The organism is Pseudomonas sp. CMR5c (genome assembly GCF_003850545.1).
In the GTDB taxonomy this organism is placed as follows: Bacteria; Pseudomonadota; Gammaproteobacteria; order Pseudomonadales; family Pseudomonadaceae; genus Aquipseudomonas; species Aquipseudomonas piscis.
The window spans coordinates 4,121,048-4,146,212 of record NZ_CP027705.1 but is presented as its reverse complement, the minus strand read 5'-3'; the positions used below and the strand labels follow the sequence as shown (position 1 = coordinate 4,146,212).

At 66.5% G+C, this 25,165-nt stretch carries 10 protein-coding genes; 3 read left to right on the top strand and 7 right to left on the bottom strand.

Annotation, left to right across the window (positions count from 1 at the left end; translation table 11 throughout):
* Nucleotides 1-65 precede the first annotated feature (65 nt).
* The 3 genes from C4K40_RS19005 (at nt 66) to C4K40_RS18995 (ending at nt 14,277) form a co-directional block, all read left to right on the top strand.
* The gene (locus C4K40_RS19005) at nt 66-9,056 is read left to right on the top strand and encodes a TcdA/TcdB pore-forming domain-containing protein (protein WP_053131078.1); all 8,991 of its coding nucleotides are present in this window, start codon (nt 66-68) and stop codon (nt 9,054-9,056) included.
* A 111-nt stretch (nt 9,057-9,167) separates the two neighbouring features.
* Nucleotides 9,168-10,595: a TolC family outer membrane protein gene (locus tag C4K40_RS19000; protein WP_053131441.1), complete on the top strand. Its 1,428-nt coding sequence runs from the start codon at nt 9,168-9,170 to the stop codon at nt 10,593-10,595.
* A gap of 91 nt (nt 10,596-10,686) precedes the next feature.
* Nucleotides 10,687-14,277 (top strand): PAS domain-containing protein, encoded by a 3,591-nt coding sequence (locus C4K40_RS18995; protein WP_053131076.1) that lies wholly within the window; start codon nt 10,687-10,689, stop codon nt 14,275-14,277.
* Here the strand turns inward: C4K40_RS18995 and C4K40_RS18990 are convergent.
* From C4K40_RS18990 to wecB, 7 genes are all read right to left on the bottom strand, one after another.
* Nucleotides 14,274-15,191, bottom strand: coding sequence for a LysR family transcriptional regulator (locus C4K40_RS18990; RefSeq protein WP_022644409.1), 918 nt, complete (start codon nt 15,189-15,191; stop codon nt 14,274-14,276). The genes C4K40_RS18995 and C4K40_RS18990 overlap by 4 nt on opposite strands.
* Before the next feature lie 20 nt (nt 15,192-15,211).
* Nucleotides 15,212-16,186, bottom strand: a complete 975-nt coding sequence (locus C4K40_RS18985; RefSeq protein ID WP_053131074.1) for a response regulator transcription factor — start codon at nt 16,184-16,186, stop codon at nt 15,212-15,214.
* Nucleotides 16,187-16,265: 79 nt separating this feature from the next.
* On the bottom strand, nt 16,266-17,342 hold the full coding sequence (locus C4K40_RS18980; protein WP_053131071.1) for a GGDEF domain-containing protein: 1,077 nt from the start codon (nt 17,340-17,342) through the stop codon (nt 16,266-16,268).
* An 18-nt stretch (nt 17,343-17,360) separates the two neighbouring features.
* Nucleotides 17,361-18,206: a DUF4434 family protein gene (locus C4K40_RS18975; RefSeq protein WP_022644412.1), complete on the bottom strand. Its 846-nt coding sequence runs from the start codon at nt 18,204-18,206 to the stop codon at nt 17,361-17,363.
* On the bottom strand, nt 18,206-21,364 hold the full coding sequence (locus C4K40_RS18970; RefSeq protein ID WP_053131068.1) for a hypothetical protein: 3,159 nt from the start codon (nt 21,362-21,364) through the stop codon (nt 18,206-18,208). Before C4K40_RS18970 ends, C4K40_RS18975 begins: the two co-directional genes overlap by 1 nt.
* Nucleotides 21,361-23,538 carry a cyclic di-3',5'-guanylate-activated glycosyltransferase NrfB gene (nrfB, locus tag C4K40_RS18965; RefSeq protein ID WP_053131065.1) on the bottom strand — a complete coding sequence of 726 codons (2,178 nt, stop codon included), beginning with the start codon at nt 23,536-23,538 and terminating at the stop codon, nt 21,361-21,363. The genes C4K40_RS18970 and nrfB overlap by 4 nt, the downstream gene beginning before the upstream one ends.
* A complete protein-coding gene (gene wecB, locus C4K40_RS18960; RefSeq protein WP_053131062.1) occupies nt 23,535-24,686 on the bottom strand; it encodes a non-hydrolyzing UDP-N-acetylglucosamine 2-epimerase in 1,152 nt (383 codons plus the stop codon). Before wecB ends, nrfB begins: the two co-directional genes overlap by 4 nt.
* Nucleotides 24,687-25,165: the final 479 nt, after the last annotated feature.

Below are 25,165 nucleotides of genomic sequence, written 5' to 3'. Positions count from 1 at the left end.
GCATCTCCCTAGAGGGCCCTTGGCGACACCAAGGGCCGCCGTAAAACAGACAGAGGATCACCGCAATGGCTTTTATGTCCAAGGACTTCACGCGCCTGCTCAACAGCCTGGTCGACCAGCAGATCAAGGCGTCCGGCAGGCAGACCGAATGGTTCAACATGAGCGCCGACGAGCGCGCCAGCTACATCGCCGAGGTCGGCGAGCGCCTGCTGGACATGCAGCAGAGCACCCTCAGCGTGCTGGCCGCCCAGCACTACCAGATGCAGGACAACCCGGTCTCGACCGGTGACCAGCTCAAGACCCTGCAGCAACGACGCGAGCAGATGAACGCCATTGCCGACACCCCGGCGACCAGCGCCTACAAGCAGCAACTGGACCGCGACATCCTGCTCTACAGCCGCCAGCAGACGGCCACCAGCCACTATGAGCGGACCTGGCTCAAGGCCCTGGGCGTGCTCAGCCCCGAGGGCGCCAAGCGCCTGGAGCACAAGAGCCTGGTGGCCAGCGCCCAGGCCAAGCAAGACAAGCTCAAGGGACGGATCGAGCGCCTGGAACAGCAACTGGCCATTCAGGTGGCCGACTCCACCTTCAGCCAGTCCTACGTCACTGTGTTTTCCGAGTTGCAGGCCTACAAGGACGTCAGTGCCCGCTACGCGAGCCTGCTCGACGCCGCGCCCGCGCAACAGGCCGCGGGCCTGGCGGCGTTGGCCAAGCCGCCGCGCAGCTCCGACGAGCTACCGGTGAACCTCTCGCTGCTGCTGATGGAGGAACGTCCCGGCTACATCCGCATGAACGTGGCGCTGGTCAATCCCAGCACCGATGGGCGTTTCAAGGATTTCTTCCTCGACCACGGCAAGCTGGTGGTGCCCACCGACGGCGTGCTGAACTTCTCCTTCGGCACTGCGGCCCGCTCCCTGGCCTGGCAGCAGCAGTACCGCCTGAAGAGCGAGCCGCCGTCCCGGCGTTCGCCGACCTACGCGCCGATTCGCTCGGTGCTGGTCAAGACCGCCTTCGTCGAGCAGTACTTCGCCAACCACCTGGTGTCGGAGAGCTCCCTGCGTGAAGGCTTCAAGGCCCAGGTGCTGGGTAACGGCCGCAAACTGTTGCTGACCGGGGTCGATCGCAAGGTGCCGAACCAGATCGGTATCCAGGTTTCCGGCCAGTCGCCTGGCACCAGCGTCAGCCGCGAAGTGCCGCTGGGGAGCGCCTTGAGCGAGCTGATCAACCAGAACGCGGATATCGCCAGCTTCCAGACCATCGGACTCGAAGACTATCGCCAGCACGGCTACCACCCCGATCGTGACGGCGTTTTCGTCAACATCCATGAGCTGGAGCGCTCGGTGGGTTTCACCGAGCGTCAGTACCTGCTGGAAATGCCCCAGGACGGTGGCTACCGCGCGGCAACGCCGTTTGCCCTGATCACCGTCGAGGGCGACAAGGTCAGCAGCAGCCACCTGAGCCAGGCGCAGACCGATGCCCTGTATCAATACAACGCGGCGTTCTTCGACAAGCTGGAGCAACTGCGCAACGGTGGCATCAAGGCCAGCCGCCTGTTCGAGGGCAGCAGCGAACGCGCGAGTTTCGTCCAGCAACTGGGCCGCTTGCTCGAACGCAACCACATCACCCCGGCCGGGGTGTTGAGGCCGGAACACAGCCGCGCCAGCCTGCGCGATATCAAGGGCAACAACCTGAACAAGGTGCTCTGGGAGCAGGCGTTCGCCGCGTCGGCCTGGCACAGCGCCGACGGCGATGCACTGCTGTTCGACCTGGCAGCCCGCCTGGCGGACGATCCGGCACTGGCCAAGGCCCTGGACGGTGGTTATGTGCAGAGCGACATCGCCCAGGCCAGGTTGCTGCTGGCGCCGCTGTACGAGCCCTGGCAGGCGCGTGCGGTCGATACCGAGAACCAGCGGGTGGCCGCGGCCAACGCGGCTCAGCATCCGGGCAATCCGCGAATACAGTTGTTCGATGCCGTGGCGGTGCAGCGTGCCCTGGACGGCAAGGTGCTGGACCTGCTGTTGCGCGGCCCGGCGGTTCTGGAGCCCATCGATGCGTCGCTACGCCCGGCGGTCGAGCAGTTGCTGGCCAGCGAGCAGGGCCGCAGCCTGCGCAAGCAGGCGTTGTTCCATGCCCTGCGCCCGCTGGCCGACAGCCTGGGCAAGGCTGCGGCACCGATCAATGCCCATGCCCAGCTGGCCCCGCCCGGTGGCGCCGACAAGGTGGTGATCAACAACCGGCTGAACCAGCCCGATCCCTACCTGATCCTCAATACCCACCCGGAGCAGGCCCAGGCCGCTGCCACCTGGCTGGTGGAGGACGACAAGTACCGCAGCTACAACCAGTTCCGTCCTGACCCGGAAAATGTCGCCACTCGCTACATGAACGACCTGGACACGCCATTCGTGGGCGGGATTTCCGGGACCACCCAGACCGTCAGCAATGCCTTGCCGGAGCTGTTCGGTGGCGCGTTGAGCGTCAAGCAGTACTGGCAGTTCCAGATGGCCAATGCGGCCTTCATGATCCGCAACGGCTATCACTCGTTCTTCGAGACCCTGTATGTCGCCGCCCGCTACGAGCCCCAGGGCGCGGGCAGCATCGGCCAGGACATGTTGCAGATGTTCGACCGCTATCGCGCCGAGGGCCGCCAGCAGGCATTGCAGGGCGAGTTGTACGATGGGGTCATGGCCCGCGTGCTGCCCATCGTCAACGAGGGCCTGCCCGCTAGCGAGCAGTTCCACCCGCCGCGCTTCACCAGCATCGGCCCGATGCCCTCGTTGCTGGGGCAGGCTGCCAAGGACTTGCAGCTCAAGGCCGGACTGGAATCGCTGGGCAGCGGTTTCGAACCGCGCCAGGGCAGCGCCGACATCCAGCAGTTCGCCGCCGACCCCGTGCAGTTCGCCAAGACCCACGCCCTCAGTGCCGAGGCGCTGGTCAAGGCCGGGCGCTTGCCGGCCCAGGGCGACGTGCAACTGGTCAAGGTCGCGGCGAACCTGTACGAGCTCGAATACACCGAGCATGGCAGTAACGAGATCGCCGCTGGCGGCGACAGCGTGCCGGCGTACTTCCTCGGCTACAACGGGCCGAACCAGGCCAATGCCGCGCCGGCCTATGTGGACATTCCCAAGCACGCGGCAGCAGGCAGCTTCTTGTTCACCGGCACCTTGTCCGGCTGCTCGCTGGTGGTGACCAGCCTGGATGCCGATACCTTCAGGGTCTACCACGATGGCCGGGTCAACAGCTCGCTGCTGTACGACAACGTGGTGATGGCGGTCGACTACAAGGACTATCAGGTCGCCGGCACCGCCGAAGGCCTGGCCGCGGCCTACATGCAGTACCTCGATGGCCAGTGGCAGTTGGTGTTCCAGCGCCAGGAGTACCAGCGCGAGGGCCACACGGTCTGGCCGAAGTTGCGTGCGGGCGCCGAGCCCCTGGCGATCCAGACCGTCGATGCCCAGGTGCAGGCGCGCAACCACAGCGAGTTCGCCGCCTACCGCGAGCAGGTGCACCAGAACCTGAAGAAGGTCGCGGCCCAGTTCGGGGTGGCGAGCGATGGAGTGGCCGACGGCGTCTACAGTGGCGGGGACTTCGCTCCCGATCATCCGGCGATCGCTGCCTGGAACCGGCTGCGCGAGGAGGTCCAGGCCAAGGTCAACGCCGATATCCAGCAGGTGGTCGACCAGCGCTTCGAGCTCCAGGATCGGCGGCGCACGGCCAGCGACAAGGGCCTGATCGACCAGCAGATCAAGCAGCTCAATCTCACCCAGGATTACTACCGGGCACAGTACGACCCGGTCCTGCGTGAAGCCGGTTCGGTGGAGAAGACCTGGCTCTGGCAGCAGATCAAGGCCAGCCAGGGCAGCGCCGCGGTGGTGCGCACCGACGATAGTGCGATCCAGGGCGGGGGCGAGGAGCGCACCAGCAGCATCGGTGAGCGGTATGCCATTGCCGAGGCCTACCAGCGTGGTGCGCGGGGCACGGCGTTCAACGACGGCCTGCGGGATTTTCACCAGGTCAAGATTCCCGGGGTGGACGACAAGATGTCGTCCCTGGAAATGAAGCGATTGTTCCTCGACGGTTCGCTCACGCCCCAGCAGCGCGGTGCCCTGAGCGCACGCATCAGCGAGACCGCACAGGCCGAATACATCGACAAGGTGCTGCGCCAGACCGCAGTGTTCAGTGAAGACTTCCACAAGGCCGGCAGCGTCTTCGGCCAGCTGGCGCCCCAGGATTTCTACCTGTCGCTGGTCGGCGACCGCTCCGGTGGCCGCTGCTACCCGCTGGTGCGGGCGATGGCCGTGGCCCTGGCCAATGGCGGCGAGGCCGGCGTCAACAGCCTGGTGCAGAAGCTGTTCCTGGCCTCCGCCGATCCTGAGGCGGGCAGCTCGACGTTGCTCAAGAACAGCCTGATCCGCCTGCACTCCAATGTCGACGCGGTGCAGGCTTCGACCGAGGTGGGGCAACTCAAGTTGTCCGAGGTGGTGGCGCGGCTGGCCGCCAGCAAGGGCACGGCGATGTTCGCCCTCAATACCCAGAACCACTCGATGATGGTGGGCAGCACGCAGGGGGCCGAAGGCCAGCGCTATTACTTCTACGACCCGAACGTGGGCATCTTTGCCTTCGATTCCACCCAGGCGCTGGCCAGTGCCATGCAGCAGCACCTGGTGACGCGCAAGCTGGCCGCCCACTACGGATCGTTCGGCAGCCAGTCGCAGCCGGCCTTCAACCTGGTACAGATCGACACCGCCAAGATGGCCCAGGTGCCGGTGGGCAACGGCCTGGATGTCGCCGACCTGTCCCGTCCCCAGGAACTGGCCGGAGTCATTGGCCAGCGCCGCCAGGTCGAGCAGGCGGTGGGCGCCCAGCAGCGGGTCAGCGAGGACCTGCGCCTGGGCGCGGCATTGACCACCTTCGACGCCGAACAGTGGGGCGCGCGCTTCGAGGCCGCCAGCATCCGCCTGGCCGCCGAGCACCAGCTGGACGGTCACTGGATACCGATCATCAGCACCCTCGAGGAGCCGAAGGAAGGCGGCTATCGGGTGCAGTTCATCAACCGCGACCAACCGCAACTGGAGCCCCGCTGGCTGGCCACCGAGGACGGCACCTTCGTCGAATTCCGCCGGTTCGTCGATGAGCACATGCGCGTGTTCAACGAACACTTCACCCTGGAACACGGGCAGATCCGCCCCCGTGCCGGCGTCGGCGAAGCAACGGCGGTGGATGGCCTGAACGCCGGGTTCGCGGTGCAGACGCTGATCCAGTGGTTCGCCGACAAGAACCGCCAGGAGGCCGCCCAGGGAACGCTCGCGCCGGACCTGGCCACTGCGCTGAGGATCCACAGCTACCTGGGCCTGGCGCAGATCGGCCATGGCACCTTGCAGGATGTGGCCAAGGTCACCGAGCTGGTGCGCACCGCGCTGCGTGGCGAAGCCATGGCTGCCCAGACCTCGCTCAGAGACTTCGCCTCGACCCTGGGCCATACGGTCAACGAAGGGGCGGGCCTGCTGTTCGGCGGGGCCATGGTCGGCCTCGATGCCTACGAGCTGGCCCATGCTGAAAACGATGTGCAGAAGGCGGTATTCGGCACCCAGCTGGCGTTCGATTCGGCCAGTTTCGTCACCGGCGCGGCCGGGGTCGGCGCCGGGCTGCTGGGCGCCTCGACGGCGGCCGCGGCCCTGGGCGGCGCGGGGGTGATCCTCGGCGGCCTGGCGGTAGGCTTCACGGCGCTGGCCCAGGCCTTCGGCGCGGTGGCCGAGGACGCCAAGGCGGTCGGGCGCTACTTCGACGCGCTGGACCAGGCCTACAAGGGCAACGGCTATCGCTACGACGTGGACAAGCAGGTGCTGGTGCCGCTGGCTGGAGCTGTGGTCAAGCGCCTGGACCTGCGCAACAACCAGATCGGTTTCGACAGCCAGTACATCTACCGCACCCACCACGGCTCCACCGGTTCCGGGGCGATCAACTACTTTTTCTGGGCCGGGGACTTCCCGCGGATGATCCACGACCGCGACCAGGCGATCGAGGTGCGCAGCGGCATCGGCTACGGCCAGGACACCAAGGCCCTGGAGCATGGCGACAGCAAGGCGCTGATCCTGCCGGGCACGCCCAAGTCCTACATCAGCTACGAGTACATGATCCTGCCCGGGGCCACCACCCGGCATGACACCGGTTTCGACGTGATCCGAAGGCTCGAGGAGGACCGGCGCTTCGACTACGACTTCTACATTTTCCCCAGCGAGGAGACCATCCGGCGGATTCGCCAGGAGTACGTCTGGACCCCGGTCGAGGTGCTGCTGGACTCAAGCGACCGGCAGTTGATCGTCCCCGAGTTGCCCAAGGAGTTGCATGGCTACCTGAACTACCAGGTCAAGGGCTCCGGCGGGCGCTATCTGGTGGGGCTCAACGAAGGCGCCCAGGTCGAACTCGCCAGCGAGGCCGGCACGGTTGCGTCGCGCTGGATCATCGACACCAGCCAACTGGCGGACCAGTCCATCAGCGTGGCGAAGGACCAGCTGAAAGTCGGCGGCGTGGTGGTCAAGCTCGATCCGGCGCACAACGGCCAGGTGCTGCTGGTCAACGCCAAGGGCGAGGTGCGTGAAGTCGATTTCACGAGCCTGGACACCCAGGTGGTGGAAGAAGACGCGAGCAAATGGCAGGTGCCGGGCCAGCGTATCGAACAGCACCTGAGCGAGTTGGCCAAGGCTCACCAGTTGCACGGCCAGTATGTGACCGTGGAAAACTACAACCACGGCGGGCGCAATGTCGGCCGAGCGTTCTACGACGTCGCCAAGGAGCGCATGCTGTTCACCGACACCCAGGTGGAGCAGGCTCGCAACGCCCAGTTGGGGGCGGTGGTCGGCGACCATGCCTACTTCGTCGATGCCGAGAACGCCGCGGCCTGGCGTGTCGAGATCGCCACCGGCAAGGTGGACGCGCAGTTCGCGCCCTCGTTCAACCAGAGCGCCGGACGCATCAGCCGATTCTGGCAAGAGGGCGACGCGGTCTACCTGGCACGGCGCTACCAGCTCAAGGAGCGCGAGGCCGAGCTGAACTTCCGCATCCTCGGCGATCGCATGGAACTGGTGGGCGTGGTAGGCGATGACGCCTTGCTGCAACTGTCGGCCCGTAGCCAGCAGCATGGCGATACGCTCAAGACCTTGCTCCAGGGCTATCAGGAGCAGGCCACCGAGCGTGCCACGCCGGTCTACAGCCTCGGTGCGCCAATGTTGGAGCCCAGCGCCGCGGCCCTGGTGACGGTGTTTGGCCTGGACGACGCGAAGGTGGCGCACCGCTACTGGGTACGCACCAGCGACGGCACCCTGATCAAGCCCAACCTGGCCCCGCCCGAGGGTGAGCAACCCGCACCGGAAGCCCAGGGCCAGCCCCGCAGCGCCTGGCCGATTCCGCCGGACCTGGTGTTCGCCGGCAGCATGCTGCAGCCCGCAGGCCCGGAGGTGTTTTTCTTCTACAGCCAGCAGCAGAAGGTGGTGTTCCGCCAGGAGGGCGCGGGGCAGAAGGTCCTCGACGGCAGCCAGCCGAGCGCCTTGCGCCTGGCCCTGCCGGCCCTGGCCAACGTGCTGGAGCTCAACGGGCATCTGGTGGCCGTGACCGAAGATGGGCGCGTGGCGCGCATCGAGGCCTCGGGCCAGCTGGCCTATGAGGCGGTCAACGAGCATTGGCTCAAGGGGCGGGCGACCTGGTGGCAAGACCTGGCCAGCGTCAACGGCAGCAGTGCGACCTTGGCGGTGTTCGGGGCCAAGACCACCGATGGCAAGGGAGCGTTGCCGGTCTGGTATCACAATGGCCAGGTAGTGGTGGCGTCACCTGCGTTGCACGGCAAATCCCTGCAGTTCCTCGGTTTCGACGACGCCAGTGCCAGCGCCCGGTTGTTCGAGCCCGAGAGCGGCAAGCTTTACCTGCAGGCACCGATGTCCGCCGAGGCGCTGGCGACGGCATTCGCCGCAGACCAGATGCTCGCGGCTTCGGCGCAGGTACCGGCGGCCACGGCGCTGCTGTCCGAAGTGCCGCTGCGTTCTGCGGTGCAGGTGGATGCCGGGTTGCGGCTGACCACAGCCAAGGGCGAGGTGCTGCTGCGCAATAATGCGGGCGAGGTGCAGTTGGTGGCGCTGGACAAGGGCTGGCAGCGCGAGCGGCTGGGCAATTTGCCCCAGGCGCTGGCCGAGGTGGCAGGGCATTGGCGGGCCCAGGGCGTGTTGACCTTGCAAGGTGATGGCACCCAGGGTTGGTTCGATGTCGCCAGCGCGCAGATGTTCGCCAGCAACGGTATCGCCGCGGCCAGCGACCTGCGCTTTATCGGCGTGGCGGCCGGATCGCCGAACTCGGCCTACGTCTACAGCCCGGCGGAACAGGCGCTGTACCAGGTCCAGCCGCAGGGCGCGCAGAAGCTTGGCCACTACGGCAACGTCCAGCGAGTGGGCTCTTCGCTGCTGCTGCAAGGCGGCGGTGTGGACGGCCGCCAGGATGAACTGGCGCCGCCGTTGATCGCCGGGGTCGACAGTGTCGTGCTGCATGGCGGCAGCGCTGACGATACCTATCGCCTGAGTGCGCAGACCTGGGCGCACTACCGTACCGTGGTGATCGACAACGATGACCCTGGCCAGGCCCTGGATCGCCTGATCATGCCGGTGGCCGATGCCAAGGACATCCTGGTCAGCCGCCAGGGTGACGATGTGTTGCTGACCGATGCCGGCACCGGCTCGGCCCTGGTGCTGCGCCAGGTGCTGGGCAGCCAGGCCGCGGCGCATGGCCACTTGCAGATCGAGCTGCAGGGCGATTCGGCGGTGATCAGCGTCGAGCAGCTGTTGCAGGGCTTCGCCCAGATCGGATCGAGCAAGGGCGGGTTGTTCGAGCTGGCGTCGCGTGAGCGCCCGGCGTCGCCAGAGAGCAATGACCTGGTGGCCCTGGCCGATGCCGAAGGCCCGAGCCTGGCCAAGCTCAGCGGGGCCATGGCGGCCTTCGCCGACACCGGTGGCGTTCGTGAACACCTGCCGCAGAACCGCCAGGCCACCGAGGCGTTGCTGGCACCACCACTGACCTGACGACACGGCAATGACCACAGGAGGGGCGCAATGCCTCTCCTGTCCCGTGGCTGCATTTCCCGGCTACGGCCGAATGATTTTCCCTACGTAGAACAGACCATGACCGAATCCATGCTTTTATCGCCGCGAGCCCTGGCCGGCTGCTTGCTCATCCTGTTGTCGCCGTTCGCCGGCCTGGCCCGGGCGACAGAGCCCCAGGCCATGCCCAGCGATCTGTGGCGGGTGTACCAGGATGCCCGGCACAACAACAGCGAACTGGCTGCGGCCCGTGCCGACCAGGCCGCCCGTGCCGAGGCGGTGCCCCAGGCCCGCGCCGGGCTGTTGCCTACGCTGTCGGCCAGCGCCGAGCACAACGGCACCAGCACCTCGCTGCAACAGCCGCGGCAAGACACCCGGCGCAGTGGCACCAGCTACCAGGCAGTGCTGAACCAGCCGGTGTTCCGTGCCGAGCGCTGGTTCGGCTTCAAGGCCGCCGAGGCCGAGGACCAGCAGGCCCGGCTGGAGCTGGCGGCGGCCGAGCAGAAGCTGATGCTCGACAGCGCCCAGGCCTATTTCGGCCTGCTCAAGGCCCAGGACGCCCTGGCCGCAGCCACCGCCGAAGAGGCAGCGCTCAAGCGCCAGCTGGCGCTGGCCCAGAGGGGCTTGCAACTGGGCCTGTCGGACCGCACCGATGTGCTCCAGGCCGAGGCCGGGCACGACACCGCGCAGGCCAACCGGATTGTCGCGCGCAAGCGTACCGACGACGCCTTCGAGGCCCTGGACACCTTGACGCACCAGCAGTACTCGGCCCTCCAGGGCCTGCGGCACGACATGCCGGTGCTGCTGCCCGAGCCCAACGACGCGCGGCGCTGGGTCGATCGCGCGGTACGCCAGAACCTCACTTTGCAGGCCAGCCAGCATGCCCTGGAGGCGACGCAGCAGACCCTCAAGGCGCGCAAGGCCGGGCACGCACCGACCCTGGACGCGGTGCTGCGTTACCAGGTGGGCGACAACGACAACCTGGGTTATGGCAACAGCGATATCCGTGGCAGTGGCTACGGTGGCAATGTCCAGCAGCGTTCCGTCGGCCTGCAATTGAACATTCCGTTGTTCAGTGGCGGCCAGACGTCTTCCCAGGTGCGCGAGGCCTACCAGCGGATGAGCCAGCGCGAGTACCTCAACGACAACCTGCGGCGCCAGGTGGTGGAGCAGACCCGCAACCTGCATCGTGGCCTCAACAGCGGGGCCGACCAGGTCCGTGCCCGGCGCCAATCGATCATTTCCAACCAGGGCGCGGTGCTGGCTTCGCAGCTGGGCTTGCAGGTCGGCACGCGCAATATCGTCGATGTGCTGGAGGCCCAGCGCCAGTTGTACAACGCCGTGCGCCAGTACAACGACAGCCGCTACGACTACATTCTCGACACCCTGCGGCTCAAGCAAGCGGTGGGGACCTTGTCGCCCGAGGACCTCAAGGCGCTTTGTGATTACCTCAAGGCCGACTACGATCCGGACCGCGATTTCTTGCCGCCGGAGTTTCCACGCCGGCTGGCGGCGCGCTGAGGCCACGGGGCCGGGCGCCAGGTACAGGTTCGCCAGGCACAGGTCCGGCAGATACGGGTTCATGGGGTAGAGGGGCGAGGTGTTGCACAGGTTGACCAACTTCTTCGACAGCCACCGGGGCTGTTGTTATGCACTGGGCGTGGCGCTCGCGGTCGCTGCCGCGGTGGTCCTGGGCAACGGTTATCGCCTGCAGGTCGAGGACGTCTACCGGGCCGGCAGCCAGATGCAGGCACGGGAGTACGCGGCGGACCTGCAGCAATGGAAGTCCGACGGCTTTGCCATTGGCGCCTTGTCCATTCTCGGGCGCCACACCCCCTCGCTGAAGCAGGTGATCCTGGAGCGCGAGCCCAGCGCCGAGCTGCTGGAGCGCGCGGCTATCCCGCTCAAGGCGCTGGCCATGGTGCTGGGCGCCAACCACGCCTTCGTCCTCGACCGGGACGGCGTGGTGGTGGCCGCCCATGACCACCAGGGCCGGGCGCCGCTGGGGTTGAACGTGGCCTTCCGGCCCTACTTCAAGGTGGCGCTGGCGGGGGGCAGCAGCGTCTATGGCGCGATCAGCCGCAGCACCGGTACGCGGATGTTCTACATGGCGGTGCCGGTCTATGAGTCGCGCACCCGCCAGGACCGGGTGATCGGGGCGCTGGTGGCGCGTTTCGACGGCGAGCAGCTCGATGCCCGCCTGGGCAAGCAGTATGGCGACGACCTGAAGATGCTGCTGTCGCCCAGCGGGGTGGTAGTGGCCGCCAGCGTTCCAGAGTTCCTGCTCAAGGCCGACCGCGCCTGGTCGTTGCCCGAATTCAGTGCCCGGTCCGCTGGCCAGTTCGGCGACTACCCGTTCGTCCACGGCGTGCCCCAACGCCTGCCATTCGATGTCCACCAGCCCCTGGTCAAACTGGAAGGGCGGCGCTACAGCCTGTCCCGGGTCGAGTTCGATTGGAACGACCCCGGCGGTCCCTGGACCCTGGTCACCCTGGGGGATCTGGACGGGGTGCTGCCGGTGGGGCAAGTGCTGTTGAGCGAGGGCTTGAGCGCCGCAGTGTTCCTGCTGTTGCTGTGGGGCGGCGTGCGGCGCCTGGGCGATGCCAGGCGGCACAAGGCCGACCTAGCGCGGATCGAGCAGAGCGAACGGCGCCTGGACCTGGCCCTGCAAAGCGGGGCGCTGGGGCTGTGGGATTGGAATGTCAGCCAGGGCATCGTCATCAACAACGATGTCTGGTTGCGGATCCTCGGCTACAGCAAGGAAGAACTGGACCAGGCCTTCGGCCATGGCCTGGACCGCTGGGCCTGCCTGGTCCATCCCCAGGACCATGGGCCGGTGCTGGCCCGGCTCCAGGCGCACCTGGACGGTGAAGCGCCCGAATACCGCGCCGAGTACCGCATGCGCAGCAAGAGCGGGCGCTGGTTGTGGGTGCTGGACATCGGCAGGGTCATGCAGCGCGATGCCGCTGGCGCACCGACCCGGGTCACCGGGGTGTTGCAGGACATCACCGAGGCAGTGCAAGTGCAGCAGTCGATCGTCGACAGCCAGGGCAAGCTGCAATCGATGATCGCCAACATTCCCGGGGTGGTGTTTCGCAGCCTGCCGGATGCCGCGCGAACCATGGTGTTCGTCAGTGATGCCATCGACGGCCTCTGTGGTTTCACGGCGGCGCATTTCCTGGCCGGGCACAGTTATCGCGAGCGGGTCCACCCCGATGACCTGGAGGCATTCGACCGTTGCCTGGGCCATGCCAGCTACATGCTGGAGTACCGGATCATCACCGCCAGCCAGGAGGTGCGCTGGGTCTATGACAAGGGCCAGACCATCGTCGTGGACGGTGTGCCGCAGTACCTGGACGGGGTGATCTTCGACATCAGCGAACGCAAGGCGGCCGAAGCCCTGGTCCAGCGCGCACGGCGCGATGCCGAGCTGGCCACCCAGGCCAAGTCGGAATTCCTCGACAGCATGTCCCATGAGATCCGCACCCCGCTGAACGCCATCATCGGCATGGCCCACCTGGTGCAGGACATGCCCCTGGAGCGGGCGCAGCGCGACTGCATCGAGAAGATCGACCGCGCCGCCAGACACTTGGTGGGCACCATCAACAGCGTGCTCGATCTGTCGAAGATCGAGGCCGGCAAGCTTGGCCTGGAGCAGGTCTGCTTCGACCTGCGGGAGTTGGTGGACGATGTCTTGCTGCTGGTGCGCCAGCGTGCGCAAGAGAAGGCGCTGCAACTGCGCCTGGACATTCCGGCCGCGCTGCCGCGTTGTTACCTGGGCGACCCCGCGCGCCTGGCCCAGGTGCTGACCAACCTGGTGGACAACTCGATCAAGTTCACCGAGGCCGGCGATGTCTGTATCGGTGTATGCCTGGTGCGCCAATGGGACGACAAGGTGCTGTTGTGCTTCAGCGTCACCGACAGCGGCGTGGGCATCAGCCAGGAGCAACAGCTGCGCTTGTTCGATGCCTTCGTCCAGGCGGACCGCTCCATCAGCCGACGCTACGGCGGCAGTGGCCTGGGGCTGACCATCGCGAAGAAGCTCGTGCAGATGATGCAGGGCGATATCTGGGTACGCAGCACGCCGGGGCAGGGCGCGGTATTCAAGTTCAACGTGCAGTTGATCCTGCCCCGAGCGGCGCAGGCGCGATTGCCAGCGCCCTCGGCGAGCCCCGCGGCGGCGCTGTTCAGGGACAACGAGCACGAACAACTGCTGGCGGGATCGCGGGTGCTGGTGGTCGAGGACAATCGCCTGAACCAGGATGTGTTGCAGGGCCTGTTGCAGCGTGCCGGAGCCCGGGTGGTGCTGGCTGCCAACGGCGCCGAGGCCTTGGGGCTACTGCTGGAGGATGCGCATTTCGACGCGGTGCTGATGGACTGCCAGATGCCGGTCATGGACGGATATGGCACCACGCGCAAGATCCGCGGTTACGCCCACCTGCGTTCACTGCCGATCATTGCGGTGACCGCCAGCAGCCAGGCCGATGTCCAGGGCCGGGTCATGGCTGCCGGCATGGATGACCTGGTGAGCAAGCCCCTGGAGGTCATGGCGTTCTACCGGACCCTGGTGCGCTGGATCAAGCGCCGGGAGCTGCCGCTGCAGGCGCTTGCGCGCGAGTTGCCCAGGGCTGTTCCCGCGCCGGATCATGCGGGCATCGATTCGGCGCTGGGCATGGCGGTGGTGAACCAGGATCTGGCGCTGTATCACAAGCTGCTGGCGGATTTTCGCGATGACCAGCGGCCAACCCTCCAGCGCTTGTGGTCGGCCCACGCCGCCGGCGACTTGCAGTGCATCGGCTTCATCGCCCATGGCCTGCAGGGCGCCGCCGGCAACATCGGCGCCACGGCCCTGGCCCAGGCCGCCAGGCACCTGGAGGCGCAGTGCACCGCAGGGGGCGACCTGGCATCGTCGATCCAGCAGTTGGCACGGTGCCTGGAGCCGCTGCTGGCGGAGCTGGCGAGCTTGCCCGGGGTGGCTGTCGAGGCAGCGGCGCACCAGCGGCTGGATCATCAGCAGCGGCTCAAGCTGCGACGCCTGGCCGAGTTGCTGCGCGATCACAATGCACAGGCCCTGGGGCTGATCGATGAACTCTGCGAGCAGAGCCGCTGCACTGCCTTGCGCGCGCTGCAGGAGCGGATCTACCGGCTGGAGTTCCGGCAGGCCCATGAGCTGCTGGTCGAGCTGGGCATGGCCCAGGGCTAGCTGGCGGCCCGGATCAGTTCCTGATAACGCGCCATGCGTTGCGCGCAGTGTTGCGCCAGGCACTGGTGCAGGGCTCGCAGCGACTCGGTGATCTGCGAGCGATGGGACACCACCAGGCTCAGGGGCGCGGCGTCGGCCTGCCATCCGGGAAGCAGGGGCAGCAGGCGCCCGGCCAACAGGTCCTCGACCACGTTCAACAACGGTAGATAGACCACACCGTGGCCGGCCACCGCCCAGCGCCGCGCGGCATCGCCGTCGTCGCAGCAGAAGTGGCCTTGTACCCGTACGTCCTCGACCTGGCCCGGCGCATGGAAGCGCCAACGGCTTTCCGGCCGGCCGATGCTGTGGCAGATGATGCACTCGTGCTGGCTCAGCTGTTCCGGCGCCTCGGGCGTGCCGTGTGCGGCCAGGTAGTCGGGCGCGGCACAGGCGATGAAGTGATGCTGCTTGAGCACCGGCAGTTCCACCAGGTCCAGGGCCAGGCTCTTGCCATAGCGCAGCGCGGCGTCGAAGCGGCCCTTGAGCAGGTCTTCTTCCTTGTCGCTCAAGGCCAGCTTGATGTACAGGCGCGGCCGTTCCTGCTTGAGCTGGGCGAGCAGGTCCAGCAGCAGGTTGCGGCCCAGGTCGGAAGACACCGTAAGTTCCAGCATGCCGTCGTCGTGAGTCAACGAGCGTTTGCCATTGGCCAGGATCTTCAGTGCGTGCTGTGCGCTTTCCAGGTAGCGCATGCCCTCGGGGGTGAGCTTCAGGGTGCGCGTGGAGCGGGTGAACAGGCGCACGCCGAGGCGGTTCTCCAGACGCTTGAGCGCCAGGCTGGCGGCGGCCGGAGTGATCGACATGATGCGCGCGGCCGGTGACAGGCCTTGCAGTTCGGCAATCAGCACGAACAGTTCCAGGTCAGCGAGGTTAGGCATGGGCGAGGTTCACTGTCCGTTCAAAGGCCGAAAAAGGTCTGTGACGAACTCAACAGGGCCGCCGAGAGTGATTCCGGGTCACGCTCGATGCATTGCTCGAACCCCGGTTGTGCCTGCATCCGCGCCATGGCCCGGGCATGCCGGCCGGCAAGGTCGGTGCCTGGTTGCAAAAGCCCCTGGTGATAGTCCAGGGCCAGGGCGAACAGCCGGGCCGGGAGCGGCAGGGAGGCCGCCAGGGGCTGGGCCGAGCCTTCCGGGAACAGCGCCTGGGCCTGGGTGAGGTTCCAGGCGAGGTTGAGGACCGGGTCCTCCGGGTTGGCGTGGGCGAGGATCTCTTCGATCAGCGTTTGGCCGTGGGCCAGGGTCGGGCCGATGGCTGTCGCTTGGCCGAGCCCCATCAGCGCCAGGCACGCGGCGCTGCGCAGCATCGCGGGCTCGACTTGGCAGGCGCTGTTGTCGAGCAGGATCGACAGGCCGTCGAGCAGCGCGTCGAGGCGGATCCTCGGGTTGCCCGCCAGTTGCAAGGCCAGGGCGGCGATGAAGCCGTCGCGCATGTCGCTGCCGGCCGAAGGCTCGGCCACCGGTTGCGGGCGGTGCAGGGGTTTGTCGCGGTAACTCAGTTGCGCCGCCACCCGGGCCAGTACCACCGGTGGTGAGATCGGCTTGGCGATGTAGTCGGCGGCGCCCAGCAGCAGGCCCAGGCGCTCGTCTTCGACACTGCTGCGCGAGGTCAGGAAGATCACCGGGATGGCGGCGGTCGGCGGGTGGCTCTTGAGCTCGCTGAGCACCTGGAAGCCGTCCATCCCGGGCATCAGGATATCGAGGATGATCAGGTCGGGGGCGGCATCGCGGGCCAGGGCCAGGCCTTGCTCGCTGTCCTTGGCCAGCAGCACTTCGTATTCGGCCGTCAGGGTCTTGGAGAGCACGATCAAGGACTGTGGATCGTCGTCGATCGCCAGGAGGGTGTAGGGCTTGGGGGCGTGCTCTGCGGGCATCAAGGGGGCGCCTGGACAAGATAGGGCGGCAGTCTATCTTATTTGACCGGTCGGTCGCGGCGCTCCATTGCCGCAGGTTTCAGGGGTGGAAGGTATAGCGGTCCTTGCCGCTGTGCTTGGACTGGTACAGGGCCTGGTCGGCCTTGACCAGCACCTGGTTCAGGCTGTCGTCGTCCTCGACCCGGGCCAGGCCGATGCTGATGGTCACTGGCGGCCCGGCCGACTGCTCGCGCACCTGCTGGCACAAGCGTGCGGCCAGCAGTTCCACGGCTTCGCGCCGTACCCCCGGCAGGTAGACGGCGAACTCCTCGCCGCCCAGGCGCGCATAGTCGAAATCCAACATCACCGACTGGATATCGGCGGCGACACGCTTGAGTGCCTCGTCGCCGCCGTCATGCCCGTAGCGGTCGTTGATCTTCTTGAAATTGTCGATGTCGATCATCGCCAGGTAATGCTCGGGTTCCCGGGGCCGGACCTTGAGGCGCTGGTCGGCGCGAGCCATGAACGCGCGGCGGTTGGGAATCTCGGTCAGGGCGTCGACATAGGCCTGCTCCAGCAAGCGCTTGGCCATGATGTAGTTGTACAACCGGGCCTGGCGCAAGGTGATGAAGCTGTACAGGGTCAGTGCGGTGAGGAACAGCGAGTAGGCCAGGACGATCAGGCCCTTGAGTTCGGTGATCGAGGTGCGGGTCATCCAGTAAGGGTTGAGCACGCTCCAGGTGATCAGCACCGCGACGAAGAACGACCAGCGCCGCAACGGCATCACCGAGGCGCTGTAGAGAATGCTCGAGGCGCCGAGGATCAGCCAGACCGGGTGCAGCTCCATGGGCAGGCCCTCGATCACCAGGCGCACCGCCAGGGCGATGACCAGCACGAACAGCAGGTTGACCCATTGGAAGTGCCGGGCTTTGTGGGTGAAGCCCAGGATGATGGTGTTGATCACCAGCAATGTCAGGAATACCAGCGAAAGGAAGGTGAAGCCCTGCTGGCCGGGAAAGCTGACGATCAGGTCGAAGATCAGCCAGATGCTCAGGCTGGCGATGTAGGTCAGGATGCAGAAGCTGTGCAGGCGTTCGAAGTCGTACTGGGCGAATTCGTTCTTCAAGGCCGCCGGGGCGGCCTGGCTGAGTACCTGTTCTTCAATGGTCCTGAACATCGCCGGCCCTTGAGTGAGCTAAGGAGTGCGCAAGGCCTGGCCCCAGGGGCGGTAGCGCAGGGAGAACACCGCGCTGGCATGGCAGCCGGCCGGTCGCGCATCGGGAGTCGCAGGTTCCGCGCGAAACGGCTGGCCTTCGCCGCTGGTCTGGCGGAAGGCCTCGCGGACGATGCCGACCCCACAGGGCAGGGCGCTGGCATAGCTGTCGCGCACCATGGGGGCCAGGCGTGCGGTGCCGGCGCCATCTTGCCACCAGACCTGCAGGCCGGCGCTGGCCAGTTCGCCGAGCCAGGCGCCATTCACCTGTGGTGCCAGGTGTCCGGCGCTGAAGGCGCTCAGGTGCAGTGGCGCGTCGAGCTGGCGGGCGAAGTCCTTGAGCTGGCGTTGCAGGGTGATCCGGCGCTGGGCATCGAGAAAATGCAGGTCATCCAGTTCCATGGGCAGGTACCAGCCGCTGACCGGCAGTTGCCAGTCCTCGCGCAGCTTGCGCTGGCGCGCCAGGGAAGTGCCCAGTTGGGCCTGCCAGTAGGCTTCCAGGCCGGCGCTGTCCAGTTGCTGGATGCGCTGGTAGTAGGCTGGGTCCATGTACAGTCCCAGCACCAGTTGCAGGCCCTGCTCGCGGGCCTGGCGCAGGCTGTCGGCGAGCCAGCCATGGGCGTCGCCGAAGTGCGAGTCGCCGTAGGCGGTCCACTGCACGATCAGGGTCTTTACGCCGTTGCGGGCGCTGTCCTGCCAGATCTTGCGCCATTGTTCGCGGCCCAGGGCCGCATCGCTGTTCAAGGGCTGGTAGAACAGCCGTTCCTCGGCCTGGGCGTGCAGGCCCAGGCCCAGCCACAGCAGGGTGATGTACATCAGTCGTTTCATCAGAAATTCAGCTCCACGCCCACCAGGATGCCATTGCCGCCTTCATACAGATTGCCGCCGAGGGATTGCTGGTACTCGGTGCGCACGGTCAGGCGCGAGCGGTAGGCGTTGTATTTGTCGTCGTCGAACCAGTATTGCCAGCGCAGGCCGAGCCCGGTGCGCAGGTCCTGGCGCCAGTCGTTGCTCGGGTCTTGGGCGGCGAATTCGAGAAAGCCGTAGGGCATGATGGTCTGCGCGGTGCTTACCGGCAGTTTCCAGGCATGGCCCTGCTGGTAGCGCGACAGCCACTGGTGGTCGCCGGCCTTGGTCCACCAGGCCGCGTCCAGATAGAGGAAGCGTTCGTCCCAGTCGCTTTCGTCGATGCGCCAGTCGTTGCGGTAGCGGCCCTGGTCGAGGACCGAGGCAGTGGCCCGCAGCAGGTAGTCGGTACTGGTATGGCCACGCTTGCGATGGTCGTTGAGCTGGTCCAGCAGCCGCCCGGGATCGAGCATCTGGCCCAGGCTCAGGCCGTGGTTGTCGCGGTCGTCGAACTGGCTCTGCTTGTAGATCTCGCCGTAGAAGTTGACGTTGGCGTTGCCCCAGGGCTTGTAGCGCAAGCCGACCCCGGCTGCGGCCGACTCGGCGTAGGAGGAGCGTCCCAGGCCACCCAGCAGAGTACGGCCATAGACCGACAGGCTGCTGCCGTTGCGGCTCGGCTCCTCGCCCAGGGCGTGGTCCCACATAGCGACCTGTACGTTCTGCGACTGCGGGCTGCGCCGAGCGCCCTTGACCCCGCTATCGGGCAACAGGTTGTTGTTGGTGGAGACCCCACCCGGCGACCAGGTACTGGCGATGGTCACGCTATCGCGCCGGGACAGGGCCTCGTGGGCGCGGCGCTGGCGATAGCGGCGCGCTTCCAGGCTGCCGTTCTCGTCGTCGCCGGCCACCGGGTTCTGCTCCAGGTCGATCACCCGGCGCAGCTCCTTACGGGCGGCGGCGCTGTCTTCGGCTTCGGCGTAACGCCAGGCCAGGGTTTCGCCCAGGCGATAATCCTCGGGGAAATCACCGGTGGCCCGTTGCAGGTGGGGAATGGCCAGGCGCCGTTGCTCCGGGGTGTCGGTGGCGGCCAGGCGCATGCCGTAGTCGGCAGCAAAGCGCGGGTTGTCCGGTTGCCGGCGCACGGCCTCGGCCAGCCACTGGGTGCTTTGTTCCGGCTCGCCGGCCTTTTGCGCGGTGACCGAGGCCGCGTAGTAGTGCCCGGCGCCGGGTGACTGGGCCAGTGCCTGGCGCTGGCGTTGCAGGGCTGTCGGGTAGTCGCCGCGTTGCTCGGCGATCGCCGCGCCCAGTGCCCATTCATTGGCACCACGGCTGCTGCTTTGCTGCCAGTAGCGTTCGGCGCTGGGGTTGTCGCCGACGTTGAGGGCGCTGCGGCTGGCGGTGAGCCGGGCGTTATCGCTCAATTGCGCATCCGGGATGCTGCGCCAGGCGGCCAGGGCCGCGACGGAGTCGCCAGCGGCCTCCAGGGCATAGGCCAGGGGCAGGCGGCTGCCACGGTCGCCCAGGCGTTCGGCGGCCTGGTACCAGGCCACGGCGGCGCCGGGTTGCCCGGGCATGGCGCAGCGCCCCAGTGCGCGATATTCGCTCGCATCCCGGGGGTGCTGGCCAATGCTCTGCCGTACCACATCGCAGCGCCCGTTTTCGGCCAGTTGGGCCAATAGCTGGCTGCGGGTGGCGGGGTCGGTCCGCTTGATCAGCCCTGTCATGCGCTGCAATTGCAGCGGGTTCAACTGCGGCGTGGCGGCATAGAGCCCGGCCAGGCGCTGCAGCAGCGGGGCGGGCAGGGCGCCCGCGTGGCGGTCGTACGCTTGCTCCAGCAGGGCCTGGGCATGGGGCTCGCGTCCGGCGGCCAGGGCCAGGTAGGTGGCCTGGTCCAGGGCCGTGAGGTTGCCGCCCTGGCGGTACTGGCGCTCCCATAACTCGGCGGCCTCGCGGTTGCGGCCCTGGGCCTGGAGCAGTTCGGCGCGCTTTTTCAGCACCGGCAGCGTCTGCGGTTGCTGGCCCAGCCATTGCAACGCCCGGGCGCCCTGGCCCTGTTCCTGCCAGACCTCGATCAGCCGCTCGCGCCGGGCCGTATCCCAGGGTTCGGGCAGGCTCTGGTTTTGCAGCAGGTCGCTGGCCTGCAGGCGCTGGGCCAGCACCAGCCAGGCTTGGGGATCATCCTGGGGCGAGCACTGGCGCAGCTGCTTGAGGGCCGCGTCCGGGTCGTGCCGCGAGAGCCATTCGACGGTCTCGAGGCAGGGGCGGCGCAGTTCGTCGCTGAGGCGGCGCACGGTGTCGCTGTCGTTCTCCTCGCGGGCCAGTTCCCAGTGCTGCAGGCGGATCGCCGGGTCGGCCTGCTCGGCCGGCGACAGGCGCAGGATCCAGCGTTGGGCCTGGTTGTTGCGGCCCAGGGCGATGGCCCGCTGGATCATCGCCCGGTGCACCTGATGCGCCGCTTGGGGGCTGGGCGCCTGTTCGAGCAGTTGTTCCAGCTTGGCTTCGTCCAGGTGCTGCATGTAGGCGTTGGCCAGGCGTTGCCAGCCTTCGGCGTCCAGTTGCCTGCCAGCGGCGAGCGGTTCGAGCTGGGCGATGGTGTCGCCGGTGTTGCTCAACTGCTCGGACCAGTTGGCCCGAGCCTGGCGCAGTTCGGTGTCGTCGCCCTTGGCCGGCAACTGCGCCAGCCAGTCGTAGGCGCGCCGGGGACCGCCGGAGGTGGCCAGGCTCAGGCTATAGGCCTGCCACAACTGGGTGCGCTGGGCCGGGGGAGCGCTGTCGAGCCAGCGCTGCACTTCCTCCGGGGCGGGCGGATCCTGGTCGATCCAGGTCAGGTGCAGGTCCAGTAGCGCCTCGCTGTCCTGGGGGGCGTTGGCCATGGCTTGCACCGCATCCTTGTAGCGCCGCTGCTTGGCCAGGGACTGGGCCAGCAGGCCCTGGGCTTCCTGGTTCCTGGGCACGCGCTGCAGCAGGTGCCGGGTCAGGCGCTCGACTTCCTTCCAGTTGCCCTTCTGTGCTTCGCGGTAGCCACGGTCGAGGTAGGGATAGCTGCGAAAACGCTCGAACTCGGTCAGTTCCTGGGCCAGGACCGTGCCGGACAGGCCCAGCAGCAGACTGCCCAGCAGCCATGGAGTGTGCTTGTTCATGGGGTCACCTGCGCCACGATGCTGTAGGCCGCCTGTTGTTCCTCGGCCTGGTCGGCCAGGGCCTGTTGCAGCACCTCGGCGGTGATCATGCCGCGTTCGACCAGGTGCTCGCCCAGGGAGCCGCGGTCGGCGTCGTAGTCGATCATGGCCTGGTTGAACAAGCTCGCCGGGACCAGGCCGTGTGCCTGCAGCAGGCGGCCGATCTGCACCTGGTGATGGCTGACCCGTTCGAGCAGCTCCTCGTCATCCTGGTGCCGTTCCAGGGTGGCGAGCATACGCCGGGTTTCCTCGCCCTGGTGCTTGCCCGGGTACCAGTGGCGGATACCCAGGGTCACTCGGCCCTGGGGCGCCAGGCGGCATTTGACCGGGCGCTTGAGCTGGCGGCTGATGGCCCCCAGCGAGACTTGGCTGACCGGATCCTCGGAGGCCAGGACCAGCGTGCCATTCTCGTCCATGACCGGCAGCACGCCGTACTGCACGGCGATGCGCCGGGGCACGCTGGCGATCAGTTGGGGATCGAGCTTGAACGGGTTGAGCGGTGCCCACTCCAGCTCGAACTGCGCGGCCAGCTCCTGTACCAGCTGGATGCTGTCGATGTAGCCGCGCACCAGCAGTTCGCGCCCCAGCCGCCGGTGCAGCGGGCTGGTGAGGACGGCTTCGAGCTGTGCTTCGCTGAGCAGGCCCTTTTCCACCAGGCGATGGCCCAGGGGTGTGCGCTGGGCCTTGGTCAGGGCCGGGAATTCATGGGTGGTCTTGTCCCAGGCGACCCGTCGCGAGTCGCCCATCTGCAAGACCTGGCGCAGTGCCCGCAGGTTGGCGAAGAAATTGACGAAGTTGCTCCACATCATGCGTGGAGCCGAGAGCAGGCCCTGGCCCAGGCCATAGAAACGGGTAACGAACCAGGCCCGCTGGAATAGGCGGTTGGCCAGCATCAGGCCGTTGAGCCAGAGCAGCGCCGCCAGTAGCGGGCTGTCGGTGAGGATCGACTGGAAGTGCCAGGCGTCCGGGGACAGCACGGTGATCAGCCACATGCCCAGCAGGACCAGGAGCAGCAGGTTCACCAGGAAACTCAGCAGGTAGGCGATCAGCCCGCGGCGATCGCGCCAGAGGAAGTAGTTGAGCAGGTTCTTGCGGCTCCAGCCCAGGTTGGTGGTGCCCTGGAACACGATGCCGACGATCCAGCGCGACTTCTGCCGGACGGCGTGCTGCCAGTCCCGGGGGAAATGCTCGCGCACGCAGATCACCTGGGCGAACTGGCGGTTCATCCCCGGGGCCCACTCATAATCCAGGGCCAGCTTCGGATCGTTCACCGAGTAGCGGGCGAAGATGCACTTCATGCCTTTTTGCTTCAGGCGAAAGCCGATGTCGTAGTCCTCGGTCAGGCTCTGCACGTCGAAGGCGATGCCGTCGCCGTCTTCCAGCAGGGCGCTGATGGCCCGGCGGCTGAAGCAGGTGCCGACCCCGGCGCTGGGCACCTGGCCGGTCAGGGCCTCGCGCACGATCACGTCCTTGCCGTGGTTCTCGGCGAACTCGTCGACGTAGTGGCCGGCGGTGAAGCCCTGCCATTCCGGCGCGTAGGGATAGACCGGGATCTGGATCAGGTCCTTGTTGGGCAGCAGGTAGTTGTACAGGCGCAACTCCATCGGCGAGATCACGTCTTCGGCGTCATGCAGGATGAACCCGGCGAACTCGATCTTCGCTTCGCTCTCGAAGCGCAGGATGGCGTCGATGATGTTGTTCAGGCAGTCGGCCTTGCTGGTGGGGCCGGGGCGCGCGCAGACCACCTTGTGCACATTGGGGTAGTGCTGGCACACCGCGTCGACGTCGGCCTGGGTCTCGGCGTCGTTGGGGTAGGTGCCGACGAAGATCTGGTAGTTCTGGTAGTCGATGGTGGAGGCGGCCAGGCGCGCCATCTCGCCCACCACGCCGACCTCGTTCCAGGCCGGGACCATGATCGCCAGGGGTTTTTCCGCTGCCTCGAACAGCCGTTGCTCGTCTGCCGGCTGGAACTTCTCGTAGATGCGCCAGCGCCGGATCAGCTTGCGGGTCCAATACACCAGGTCGATGAACAGGTCATCCAGGCCCAGCAGGAACATCAGCAGGGCCAGGGTGATGGCCAGGTACTTCAGGCCATAGAGGATGTAGATGAAAAAATCGATCAGCTCCAGGTTCATGCAGGGCCACCCGCGGCTTGAGCCTCCAGCCAGGCGCTCAAGCGGCGGGCGATGTGTTCGCTGGCGTGGCCATCGCCATAGGGGCTGTGGACCCGGCTCATGCGTGCATACACCTGTTGATCGTCCAGCAGTTCGCTGGCGTGGCGCACGATGCGCTCACGGTCGGTGCCCACCAAAAGCACGGTGCCGCCTTCGAGCACCGCGGGGCGTTCGGTGACCTCGCGCAGCACCAGCAACGGCTTGCCGATGGCCGGGGCCTCCTCCTGGATACCGCCGGAGTCGCTGAGAATGAAGTACGAACGTCCCATCAGCCAGACAAAATGCTGATAGTCCTGGGGCGGGATCAGGTAGATGTTGGGCCTGCCCGACAGCAGGCCGTATACCGCGTTCTGCACCTGGGGATTGAGATGGACCGGGTACACGAACTGGACATCCGGGTAGCGCTGTCCCAATTCGGCCAAAGCTTCGCAGATCTGCTGGAACCCATCGCCGAAGTTTTCCCGGCGGTGGCCGGTGATCAATACCATGCGCCGGCTGTCATCGAGGATCGCCAGCGGTGAATGGGCGCTCGGCCGCCAGTGCAGTTCTTCCTGGTGGCTGCGCATCCACAGCAGGGCGTCGATCACGGTGTTACCGGTGATCTCGATGTTGGCTTCCGGCACGCCTTCGCGCAGCAGGTTGGCCTCGCACTTGGCGGTGGGGGCGAAATGCAGGTCGGCGATCACCCCGGTCAGGCGGCGGTTGGCCTCTTCGGGCCAGGGGGCCCTGAGGTTGCCGGTACGCAGGCCGGCCTCGACGTGGCCGATGGGGAGCTGGCGGTTGAACGCGGCCAGGGCGGCGATGAAACTGGTGGTGGTGTCGCCATGCACCAGCACCATGTCCGGGCGCAGGCGTTGATAAGTGGCGTCGAGGTTGATCAGCAATTGCTGCGAGAGGCCATTCAGGGACTGGCCCTGGGTCATGACCTGCAGGTCTTCGTCGACTTCCAGCTCGAACGAATCGAGCACCTGCTTGAGCATCTCCCGGTGCTGTCCGGTGGAGCAGATGTGCAGTTCGATTCCTGGCCATTGACGCAGGACTCGCGCCAGGGGCGCCATCTTGATTGCCTCTGGGCGTGTTCCGAAAACCATCATGACTTTGAAAGGCATTGACCCCTCCTGGGTAGTAATGCAACCGGGCCTGACCCTGAATGAAAGCAGTGGGAACCACTCTTGTCCAACCAGGGGGCGGAACCTTGGGGAGCGCTCAAGGGCGAGGTTGCAGAAGAAAAGAGGGTGTCTGGCAGTGGGGCGAAATCGAAGTTCCGCTGGCCTGGGATAAATCGTTCGGAAAATGCAAAAGGATGTGTCGGCAAGTCCCCGGTTCCAGGGCTGAGAGTCAATCTTTCATTACATTTTCGTCATAAAAATGACGCTTATTGCCATTTATCGGGATGACTGAAAACGGCGATGGGTTGCGTGTCAATATGACGGCGCTGGCTGCTAGAATGCGCGCTATTGGTCGTTCGTCGAGCGGCTGCAAGTCAAGAGTCTGTTGCGTGGGGTGGTTCCGTGGGTCGTGCGTTGGCGGTGTATGTAATGGGAATGGCGTTGGTCTTGACGTGCTTCGCTTGGGCGGCGTCTTCCCT

Excerpts from the sequence above, each read along its gene's own strand:
- nrfB (WP_053131065.1), bottom strand. The coding sequence starts at position 23,538 with ATGAACCTGGAGCTGATCGATTTTTTCATCTACATCCTCTATGGCCTG.
- C4K40_RS18970 (WP_053131068.1), bottom strand. The coding sequence starts at position 21,364 with ATGAACAAGCACACTCCATGGCTGCTGGGCAGTCTGCTGCTGGGCCTG.
- C4K40_RS18985 (WP_053131074.1), bottom strand. The coding sequence starts at position 16,186 with ATGCCCGCAGAGCACGCCCCCAAGCCCTACACCCTCCTGGCGATCGAC.
- C4K40_RS18975 (WP_022644412.1), bottom strand. The coding sequence starts at position 18,206 with ATGAAACGACTGATGTACATCACCCTGCTGTGGCTGGGCCTGGGCCTG.
- C4K40_RS18980 (WP_053131071.1), bottom strand. The coding sequence starts at position 17,342 with ATGTTCAGGACCATTGAAGAACAGGTACTCAGCCAGGCCGCCCCGGCG.
- C4K40_RS19005 (WP_053131078.1), top strand. The coding sequence starts at position 66 with ATGGCTTTTATGTCCAAGGACTTCACGCGCCTGCTCAACAGCCTGGTC.
- wecB (WP_053131062.1), bottom strand. The coding sequence starts at position 24,686 with ATGCCTTTCAAAGTCATGATGGTTTTCGGAACACGCCCAGAGGCAATC.
- C4K40_RS18990 (WP_022644409.1), bottom strand. The coding sequence starts at position 15,191 with ATGCCTAACCTCGCTGACCTGGAACTGTTCGTGCTGATTGCCGAACTG.
- C4K40_RS19000 (WP_053131441.1), top strand. The coding sequence starts at position 9,168 with ATGCTTTTATCGCCGCGAGCCCTGGCCGGCTGCTTGCTCATCCTGTTG.